Below are 8,536 nucleotides of genomic sequence, written 5' to 3'. Positions count from 1 at the left end.
AGCCATCATGCGGCGGCCTTCATAAAATTAAAGGCCAACAGACCGCGAAGACAACCATGAAATCGGCTAAGATGACAAAGATGGAGCTTGACAAAAAGGACCGCTATTAGACAACACAGTGTTACTTACGCGGCCTTTACGTCATATGATTGGCAAAGGCAGTCATATGATAGGCCCAGAGCTTCATTCAGCTTACGGATCATCGGCAAGGTGAGCTTGCGATTATTGGCTTTATTCAGAAGTTCTGACGCACGACCGCTGTTCACGCCCAGCACCTCAGCCAAGGCGTTCTGATTCATACCAAGGTCGTTCATGCGAATTTTGATGGCTTCAATGGGGTCAGGTAAATCAATTGCATGATATTTACTTTCGTAAGCCTCTACCAAATCCATAAGCACGTCCAGTCGGTCACCTTCGTCTGTGCCGGGTTCTGCCCCCCAGAGTTCTTCAATGGTTTCGATGGCTTCGTCATAGTCAGCCTCTGAACGCAAAGGATGGACCATGACTTCATTGATGGTCAATTCTGCAATAGGCATGATCATAGCTCCTTTAGCTTCTTGCCTTTGTTCTTATTGAGTTCATCGTATTCCTTGTGGGTGCCGATCCAGAGAACCAAAACCCCATGACGTTGATAATCAATCGAACAAATTAGGCGGTATTTATTGTTGCGAACATCGAAAACAGTCTTGCCATACGCCAGATCGACACGGGAACCAAAAGACTGCTTCACATCATCAAAGTGTTGCCATTGAGCCTTATTGGTAACGTCATACCAGACTTCCAGTTCGGTCTTGCTGTTTTCTCGGCCCTGCATTTCCCAGAACTGCCGCAGTTTCTTTTTCGATATAACTCGCATTTTATAAATCTACCATCTCCCATAATGGGAGGCAACCGAAATCTCCCAAAGCGGGAGGGCCCTGTTCAGATTTATCTATACTGCCATTTGCCAATATCCGGGATAGGTTTCATCGCTACCGAACTTAGAAATATCGAAATTCGAAGTATCTCCCCAGATTGCCAAAGCTGATGCAAACCGCCCTGAACCTTTGGCGTTACCAAACTTCAATCGTCCATTAAAAACGAACATGTCTGCTTTCATGGCGACATGATTATGCCACCAGTCTGTGTCAGCTTTGACCGGGAGCAAGCCAATGACCGTTTTGGCATTCCCATTGGCAACTTCCGTGCAGGCTTTTTCAACCCATTTATCAATGCCACGACCATAGGGAGGGTTCATGAAGATGGTTTTCCCTCTCCAATCTTCCGCAAGCCCATCATCACCAGACTCAACACAGAAGCGTTTCTTGGCTTTGGTATGAGCCAAATATTCAGGTGGACTGCACGGATCAAGGTCGAACTGCATAACCCCACAGGCATCATACAGGGTATTCAGCAATTCGAATGGCGTGAACCATTGGTCTGATGTTCCGCCGTTTGTCCGTTGAACGTGTGTCCAGTTCAAAAGCTCAAGTTTGTCTGTCAAAAATGATGGTTGGTAATTCAGGCTCACCTGTTCATTTTTTTTCCGTTTGGTGGAGTGATACCGAACGGGCCGGATGATCTGCTTAAAATGATTGAACCGCCTCATACTATCCACACCGGCATCCAACGTGACCATCATTTGGAATTTCTCTGACCATTCCTTGCAATTGGCTGCGTAGAGGTTTTGATCAAACTCTGTGCAATAAGTTTCTTCTTTGCTTCCATCGTAGGGGCTATCAAGGAACAGGAAAGTATTATCCGGCAGTTTCTCAACAGCAGTCCGATAGTCCTGACATTCGATGATCGTCCCTTCCAGCATTTTGCCATTTGCAACAAGACGGCGGATATTATGAAGCGTTAGCCCTCTCGTATCTGCACAAGATTGAGCAAAAGCCGACTTCCGCGTAAAGTTTAATGTCGCCAACGAGAAGACCAAGGTGTTATGAACAAAGAATGCAACCGCCTTCTCAAAGTCTGTGCTGGTGGGACTGTTGATGGTCTCTACAGCATCGCTAAAGAGTTGCTGATTACCACGCCCACATCGCTCATGAAGATGCAGAACCGCTTTTGCAACCTGTTCGGGGTTACGCTGTAGCACCAGATAGAAGTTGATTAACGGTAGGCTGATGTCGCTAAGGTATGTCTTACCCTTAATACGACCCGTCTTTCGCAGATGGTAAAAGATATTACCACCACCAACAAAAGGTTCAGCATAATTCTCAATCTCTTCGGGCAGCAGCATTGCCAGTTTATCGGTTTGACCGCACTTGCCACCGGCCCATCGGACACTCCCAGTGTCATTGGCCGCAGGAAGTGCGGGAGGGAGAAGAACTCCCTCCGGTGTTCCGCTAAAGTTATACATTGTCAGCGGCCTCCTCAGCGGAAAGAGTTGCAAGAATATCGTCAACCTGTCCATTGCTCAAGTTGCCACGATGCTTGTGGATCAGGCTCTCTACATCATCAGCAGTGATATTAAGGCGGCAAAGAATACCGTCTTCGCCATGAACACCTTCACGGTAAACCAGCAGGCCAAGACCGGCAGTGCCAGAACAAACCGGAGCATCTCCATTTTCCGGCAATTGAGCAATCACAGGAACCTCTTTTTCCAACGTGGCGATGCGGTGGCTATTATCGCGTTTTTTCTCATCGCGTTCAGCCTTGGTATCTTCTGAGATTGATTTATCGTAAAACTTCGCCGCAGCAGACCAGCCACCAAGGCTTTCGAGATAATCAGAAAAATCCTCTATACTGATGTTCTGCTGTGCACCCAGACGAAGGCCCTTTGCCCAGCGGGTCTTATTCTGTTTAGCCCATTGGGTGCCACTCACCTTTTCGAGAAGGTTGAAGACGATAACGCCATCCTTGGCATCAGCACGAGCTTTTGCTTTTACCATATCGCACTTTATCTTAAATTCGTCGGGTTTCTTCTTGCTTTGCAGATGGATGGAATAAGCCAACTGCAAGATACGCAACGTTTCATAGTTGTTTTCAATTTCATCAATATCAGCTTGCAGATTTTGAAGCAAAGTGGCAGCTTCTGCGATGTCGTCGTCCATGCATTGAGCAGCGACAAAATCGATATTCTCCTGCTCAGCTTGCTCTAGCAGTTCGTCTTCGCTGACCGAGATGTTCTGGACATGCTCGATGGCGGCAGTATCTTGACCTTGGATGTCGAAAGTATTAATTGGGTCCATAATAAATTCTCCTTTCGAGAGAGTTGAGCGGCCTTCCCGATGCACCGACCAAAGTTTTCAGGAAGGTCGTTTGTGTTTAGGCAGCTTGTTGAAAGTCAGTGAGATCGACCACCATGTGTGGCGGCAGTTTTGGAAGATTGAAAAAGAGGATTTCCGTCTGAATACATGCACTGGGATAGATCGTCGCAGGCACGGTCATGATCGAAGTGATGTTGCAGTCACGCAGGAATTCCAGCCGCTTTGAGGTGAATGAGCGGAGGTTGGAACGGAAACCAACTGGGGTAGCCATCACAACTGGAATATCGTAGCCAAAAAACTCAAAGCACTTACGGAGGAAGAGTTCCGGGTAAAGTTGACGACTCTCCGCACCATTGAATGGTGGATTCATGATTACGATGTCAGGCATTTTAAAGGGCCAATATTCGAGCTTGGTAAAGTCACAGACCCCGGTTTCGTTGCAAAAACGGAAACCTTCTGCATGTTTATTGATATCAATGCCAATAACGTGATGACAAAGCCCCATGACACGCATCGGTTTAATCAATGCTCCGCCACCGACTGCTGGATCAAAAACAACTGAATGCTTACCCACGAGGTTTGCGATCTGACCTGCCAATTGATCTGGGGTGTAGATGACATTGGACTTTGGAGCTTGATTTTTAACTTTGATATTTTTTGCGTGATACATGTCGATATTCCTTTTTAAAAATCACCGACACCAGTGAACTCAAGCCGAGTTCGAGGGTTCACGTCTCACAGGGAAACGATCCGGGTGAAGTCACCGATGTCAGGGAAGTGTTTGGTTTAGGCTTTAGGTCGTAGAAGCGGCTACCGCGTAGGGAGCGATTTAATTCGCGTTTACAGATTTACGTTCTGCCATTGACAATCGTGAAATTTCTACAAGATGAAGTCGCTTGTAATTCAACCAATTTTGTTTATCACCACCATGAGTTTTATAGTGGCTCGTCCCTGACTTGATTTGACAAATCGTGCTCATCAAATAGCCATATCGCTTAATCAAAACACTCGGTGCTTCGCTTGATGTAATGATATCGAGAATTTTGTCCTTAACAGGCTGATCACGTTTCTTTTTGCTGACATGTTCCAGCAACTGAATTTCTTCACTAAATTTATTTTTGTAAGAATTCCAATACTCTTTACAGCCTCCAAATTTTTGATAACCGCCAGAACCGCCTTTGATCCCACGAATTGTCGAGAGGGAAATTTCATAGTCTTCACAAATTTTAGAAGGGGCATCTTCACTGATAATGATCTGCAAACGCTCTTGTGGCGTCAGACGTTGGCGGGGGGTGTTATACTGTCGCTGAATTTCCTCAATTGGAATGATTTTGTCGTTATCTTCATCCATGAGTTGAACGGTATAACCTGCCAACTTCTGGATCAATTGTTGCACCAAAGGAATATCTTTTTTTGTTCCATCAAGTGTCTCAGCCAGTTCTTTGATTTCCGAAATCATGCTCATTGTCATCTCCTAAAGCGATTGTTTTTTTTTGCATATTGTGCAAACTCGACTATAGAATATCGGGGGATGAAAAGAAGGCCACTTGGCGATAGAAAAATCGTATAATAGCAGTATTTTTTTATGCTACATTATTGTTTTAATTTATAAAAATAAAACGGAACATGCCAATGGCTGTTAAAATCAAAGATGGAAATTTATGTGAAGTAATTGATGAAAATGAGCTTGAAATCCACGATAAGATCATTGTTGCATTTTACTGGACCTATCGCGATCCCGGATATTACTTTGATGAAGTTACGAGATGGAGGGTGCCAGTTGAGCCTCGAACCCGTATTTTAAGTTATCCATCAAAACCCGAAGATTATTCTTTCCCAAGGTCACGGACCTCGTTCGAGTATGCCCTTAGCCGTAGCAAGACCATAAAACTGCAACAAGCAGGACTCATTGAAGAGCTTGGAAGAAAACCAAACCATGAAATTGCGTTTGAATCATTATGGGATAAACCGCCTGAATTAAACTATCCTGACGATTTTGAAGATGTTTTAAATGAAGCTATTAAACTTTGTTCCTTCTTAAGTAAAGATGCAGAAAAAAACGTGGAGCTTGTCTTTTGTGATCTCTCGTATTTAAACAAATGGCGTTCTTACGGTATGAAGACAATGAAGAATTTTGTAAGTGAAAGATCAGATAGTTTCAAAGGAATTAACGTTAGTGATTTAGCCTGCGGTCGTTCTATTCAGTGTCATTTTCAATGGCATAGGAAACAAAAAAATGAGATTGCAAAAGATAAACGACGTAAACGTAAAATATCCAAAGCTACCAGAGCAGCACACAAAGATGGCCGATTACCGGGTATTACTGAACAAGCTCGAACTGCACGAGTTGCAAAGCAAAAACAAGACGCCCATGAATTTTATAACCCGCACCGTGAAGCAATATTGAAGCTCGAAGAAAATGGCAAATTGACATATAAAAAGTTGGCCCAAGCTCTAAACTCTTCGACTGAAACCTTAACCGTAAATGGTGATAAATGGACAGAAGATAATTTGAAGCAAGCGATCAAGCGAAACAATTTACGACCCCCCGCTACAGTTCCCAACCGATCCACATAAACAACCACCCGAGCATCCACTGCGGCCCCGACCTTCCTTCCGTCCAAGCAGTCCTAAACCACCTCAAAGAAGCTCTCACTGACCGTGACGCCACGTTGACCGAAGCCATTCACGAAGCCCGTCGTAAAACACAGTGGGGCAAGAACCATGGTTAAGTCATTTAACCGGGTAAACGCCGATTATGTAAATCCGATGGACATAACGTTACGAGTTCGTTCCGAAAACGTTGTGGAGAATGTCCTTCCGGCGGACAATGCTCAGAAGTGTTCAAAAACCCCCATTGTCGCCGACCGTCGTTTTACGGCAGATTTTAGCCAAAACGAAGTTGCCGGTTTTGACCGTTCAATAACCAGTTCGTTTTTGAACATGATGCTGTCATGAAGGTAGCGATGTATTTAAGGGTCTCCACGGACGATCAAACCATCGAGAACCAACGTCGTGATCTGGATGAAGTTGCCCGTCGTCTAGGATGGAATATCGTCGCCGTTTATGCTGATGAAGGTATCAGTGGCTCTAAAGGTCGTGATCAACGTCCACAATTCAACGAATTGCTCAAAGGTGTTGCCCGGAAGGAATTCGATTTAATAGCAGCGTGGTCAGTTTGTCGATTAGGTCGATCATTGAATGATTTAATTGGCTTTTTATCCGACATCAATAATCGCGGCGTTGATCTGTATTTGCACAAACAAGGTCTGGATACGAGCACACCGGCCGGTCGCATGATGTTCCAGATGCTTGGCGTATTCAGCGAATTTGAACGTGCGATGATATCTGAACGGGTTAAAGCCGGTCTGGCTCGCACTGACAAAGTGATTGGCCGACCCGGTGTTGGGGATTGGAAAATTAATCGGGTTCGAAAGCAATTGCGATCAGGTAAAAGCATTCGTGCTGTCGCGGAATTGGCGAAGGTGTCCGTTGGAACCGTATCAAGAATTCGCAAAGAGATGGCCGCAGAGGGATTGGTTTAAGTGCTGACGGTCATCTGCTGTCGCAGAGACCGACACCACAGCACTATCTCCGTTCGCGTTGCTTCCGTCGATATGTGCTGATGGTGTGTTTTTAAAATTCCACCCTTATGGGGTGTTGCTAATAAAAGTATTGAGTAAACCCCTACAAGGGTGGAATTTTGAGATATGGATGACCCGCCGACCGATGCGTGAATAGCGAAGCGACAATCCCTCTGTCGATTAATCATTTAACGAAGTGAACTGACGCGAGGTTTTGACGGTAGGTGCTTGCACCAACGTCATAAACCGACGTGCCTTCAATCTTTTCGTTGATTAGCTATGGATGCCGGTGATCCGCGATTACTGTGAACGATTCACTGGTAACTTGATGACAAATAGCGACTACTTCACTGGCATCAATATTATCGAAATTACACTGTAAAGCACATCTGAATGCTTGGTGCTGGGCAAGTCAAAAATCTAAAATGACGTATGGTCAGAGGTACGGGATAAGGGCTTCATTATTAACCAAACAACAAGGTGACTACAATGTTAAGTCAAATTCAATCTGCATGTGCACTCGAACGTATCAAAAAATGGAGCCATGAGGATGTCGAAGATATCATAGAAGACGTATACACCATCATCGGTCAGGAAATGCTCTTTGTGCACGATGTGATATGCCATGTTGCGATTACAACAGGTCGCGATGAGGAAAATGAGGACCTGACCGATGGCGTAATTGCCACCGACAAAAAAGGCAACAAAATCGTTTTCACCTACTCAACAGAAATTCAGAAAGTTGACGGGTAATTACTTCAATGGAAAACTATGATGTTATTCATCTGTAAATTCATGATCTAAAGAATTACCTGAATGATTCCAACATCGATATTGCCGGGATAATAACGGGCCGCTTTCATACCCGTCATGTCCCCGCTAGGCTCCACCATTACAGAGACCACACAGGCGGTTACGTCGTGTGGTCTTTTTGTTTTTATACCGTCGATTACCATCACCGTAGATCGCCATAAACGGCGTGTGAGCGGTGCTGGAAACGTCTGTGGTGTGATTGCGTCAGAAACTCGCAAAGCCACTGTATGCCTTGCATTCATGTTCCCGCTTAGCTCCACCATTACAGACGGACATTCGCACGGTGACGTGGAATGTCCGTTTTGTTTTTACCCTTATATTCTGCGACTTTCAGACCAATCCATTGATTGGTTATGGGGGATTCTTGATGCCAATTTGACGGCAAATTCCCACCAGAATCGGCAAACTGTAGCACATAAGTGTAGCACACCATCGTTTTACAGGTGGTGCTGATGGTGCATATTCCGGGTTTATGGCGACGTAATAATATCTGGCAATACCGATGGCGTGTCCCGCATGATGTTGCTCGCCGGATCAATCGTAATATCGTCAGTTATTCTGGACCCGTCCCCTAAAACTGGAGAGCACCTTCTCCATTTAGGCGGCGTTCAATTCAAACTGCATTGGACTGATATTGCCCAAGTATGAATGACGACGTTTGGGATTGTAAAATCGATTGATGTATCCGAACAAGGCTTTTTCTGCCTGTTCTCTTGTCTCCAACTTCATCCGCCATATCAATTCGGCTTTCAGGGATTTGAAAAAGGTTTCAACAGCGGCATTATCATAACAATTTCCTTTGCCTGACATGGAAGCTTTGAAGCCATATTTTCTGAGCAGTTTTTGATAATCGTGCGAGCAATATTGAGACCCGCGATCTGAATGGAAGATCACGCCTTCAGGCGGTTGGCGCAGGGCAATGGCCCTTTGCAAAGCATCGATCAC

General features: G+C 45.0%; 12 protein-coding genes. 5 read left to right on the top strand and 7 right to left on the bottom strand.

Features of this window, described 5'->3' with window-relative positions; genetic code table 11:
• Nucleotides 1–125: 125 nt before the first annotated feature.
• From IEW74_RS16720 to IEW74_RS16695, 6 genes are all read right to left on the bottom strand, one after another.
• Nucleotides 126–536: a helix-turn-helix domain-containing protein gene (locus IEW74_RS16720; RefSeq protein ID WP_038014784.1), complete on the bottom strand. Its 411-nt coding sequence runs from the start codon at nucleotides 534–536 to the stop codon at nucleotides 126–128.
• A gap of 2 nt (nucleotides 537–538) precedes the next feature.
• Nucleotides 539–814, bottom strand: coding sequence for a type II toxin-antitoxin system HigB family toxin (locus IEW74_RS16715; protein ID WP_188667244.1), 276 nt, complete (start codon nucleotides 812–814; stop codon nucleotides 539–541).
• Between the two features lie 117 nt (nucleotides 815–931).
• On the bottom strand, nucleotides 932–2,344 hold the full coding sequence (locus IEW74_RS16710; RefSeq protein WP_051610331.1) for a DNA N-6-adenine-methyltransferase: 1,413 nt from the start codon (nucleotides 2,342–2,344) through the stop codon (nucleotides 932–934).
• Nucleotides 2,337–3,176, bottom strand: coding sequence for a hypothetical protein (locus IEW74_RS16705; RefSeq protein WP_028880696.1), 840 nt, complete (start codon nucleotides 3,174–3,176; stop codon nucleotides 2,337–2,339). Before IEW74_RS16705 ends, IEW74_RS16710 begins: the two co-directional genes overlap by 8 nt.
• A gap of 76 nt (nucleotides 3,177–3,252) precedes the next feature.
• Complete coding sequence (locus IEW74_RS16700) at nucleotides 3,253–3,864, bottom strand: DNA methyltransferase family protein (protein ID WP_188667241.1); 612 nt, start codon at nucleotides 3,862–3,864, stop codon at nucleotides 3,253–3,255.
• 159 nt (nucleotides 3,865–4,023) lie between these two features.
• Entirely contained in the window at nucleotides 4,024–4,659 is a 636-nt protein-coding gene (locus IEW74_RS16695; protein ID WP_188667240.1) for a hypothetical protein, read from the bottom strand.
• Between the two features lie 167 nt (nucleotides 4,660–4,826).
• Here IEW74_RS16695 and IEW74_RS16690 point away from each other — a divergent pair, with 167 nt between their 5' ends.
• From IEW74_RS16690 to IEW74_RS17450, 5 genes are all read left to right on the top strand, one after another.
• Nucleotides 4,827–5,771: a hypothetical protein gene (locus IEW74_RS16690; protein WP_188667238.1), complete on the top strand. Its 945-nt coding sequence runs from the start codon at nucleotides 4,827–4,829 to the stop codon at nucleotides 5,769–5,771.
• A gap of 147 nt (nucleotides 5,772–5,918) precedes the next feature.
• Entirely contained in the window at nucleotides 5,919–6,152 is a 234-nt protein-coding gene (locus IEW74_RS16685; RefSeq protein ID WP_188667236.1) for a hypothetical protein, read from the top strand.
• A complete protein-coding gene (locus IEW74_RS16680) occupies nucleotides 6,149–6,739 on the top strand; it encodes a recombinase family protein (protein WP_188667234.1) in 591 nt (196 codons plus the stop codon). Before IEW74_RS16685 ends, IEW74_RS16680 begins: the two co-directional genes overlap by 4 nt.
• 528 nt (nucleotides 6,740–7,267) lie before the next feature.
• Nucleotides 7,268–7,531: a hypothetical protein gene (locus IEW74_RS16675; protein WP_188666980.1), complete on the top strand. Its 264-nt coding sequence runs from the start codon at nucleotides 7,268–7,270 to the stop codon at nucleotides 7,529–7,531.
• A gap of 512 nt (nucleotides 7,532–8,043) precedes the next feature.
• Nucleotides 8,044–8,166, top strand: coding sequence for a glycoside hydrolase family 92 protein (locus IEW74_RS17450; RefSeq protein ID WP_229734400.1), 123 nt, complete (start codon nucleotides 8,044–8,046; stop codon nucleotides 8,164–8,166).
• 22 nt (nucleotides 8,167–8,188) lie between these two features.
• Here IEW74_RS17450 and IEW74_RS16670 read toward each other — a convergent pair.
• A partial coding sequence (locus tag IEW74_RS16670) for a DDE-type integrase/transposase/recombinase (protein ID WP_188667232.1) occupies nucleotides 8,189–8,536 on the bottom strand: 348 nt, incomplete at its 5' end.

The sequence above is a fragment of the Terasakiella brassicae genome, from assembly GCF_014641495.1.
In the GTDB taxonomy this organism is placed as follows: Bacteria; Pseudomonadota; Alphaproteobacteria; order Rhodospirillales; family Terasakiellaceae; genus Terasakiella; species Terasakiella brassicae.
This window is presented reverse-complemented; position numbering and strand designations above follow the sequence as displayed.

What these genes read in the sequence shown, in the direction of transcription:
- IEW74_RS16720 (WP_038014784.1), bottom strand. Translation starts at nt 536, where the DNA reads ATGCCTATTGCAGAATTGACCATCAATGAAGTCATGGTCCATCCTTTG.
- IEW74_RS16715 (WP_188667244.1), bottom strand. Translation starts at nt 814, where the DNA reads ATGCAGGGCCGAGAAAACAGCAAGACCGAACTGGAAGTCTGGTATGAC.
- IEW74_RS16710 (WP_051610331.1), bottom strand. Translation starts at nt 2,344, where the DNA reads ATGTATAACTTTAGCGGAACACCGGAGGGAGTTCTTCTCCCTCCCGCA.
- IEW74_RS16705 (WP_028880696.1), bottom strand. Translation starts at nt 3,176, where the DNA reads ATGGACCCAATTAATACTTTCGACATCCAAGGTCAAGATACTGCCGCC.
- IEW74_RS16700 (WP_188667241.1), bottom strand. Translation starts at nt 3,864, where the DNA reads ATGTATCACGCAAAAAATATCAAAGTTAAAAATCAAGCTCCAAAGTCC.
- IEW74_RS16695 (WP_188667240.1), bottom strand. Translation starts at nt 4,659, where the DNA reads ATGAGCATGATTTCGGAAATCAAAGAACTGGCTGAGACACTTGATGGA.
- IEW74_RS16690 (WP_188667238.1), top strand. Translation starts at nt 4,827, where the DNA reads ATGGCTGTTAAAATCAAAGATGGAAATTTATGTGAAGTAATTGATGAA.
- IEW74_RS16685 (WP_188667236.1), top strand. Translation starts at nt 5,919, where the DNA reads ATGGTTAAGTCATTTAACCGGGTAAACGCCGATTATGTAAATCCGATG.
- IEW74_RS16680 (WP_188667234.1), top strand. Translation starts at nt 6,149, where the DNA reads ATGAAGGTAGCGATGTATTTAAGGGTCTCCACGGACGATCAAACCATC.
- IEW74_RS16675 (WP_188666980.1), top strand. Translation starts at nt 7,268, where the DNA reads ATGTTAAGTCAAATTCAATCTGCATGTGCACTCGAACGTATCAAAAAA.
- IEW74_RS17450 (WP_229734400.1), top strand. Translation starts at nt 8,044, where the DNA reads ATGGTGCATATTCCGGGTTTATGGCGACGTAATAATATCTGGCAATAC.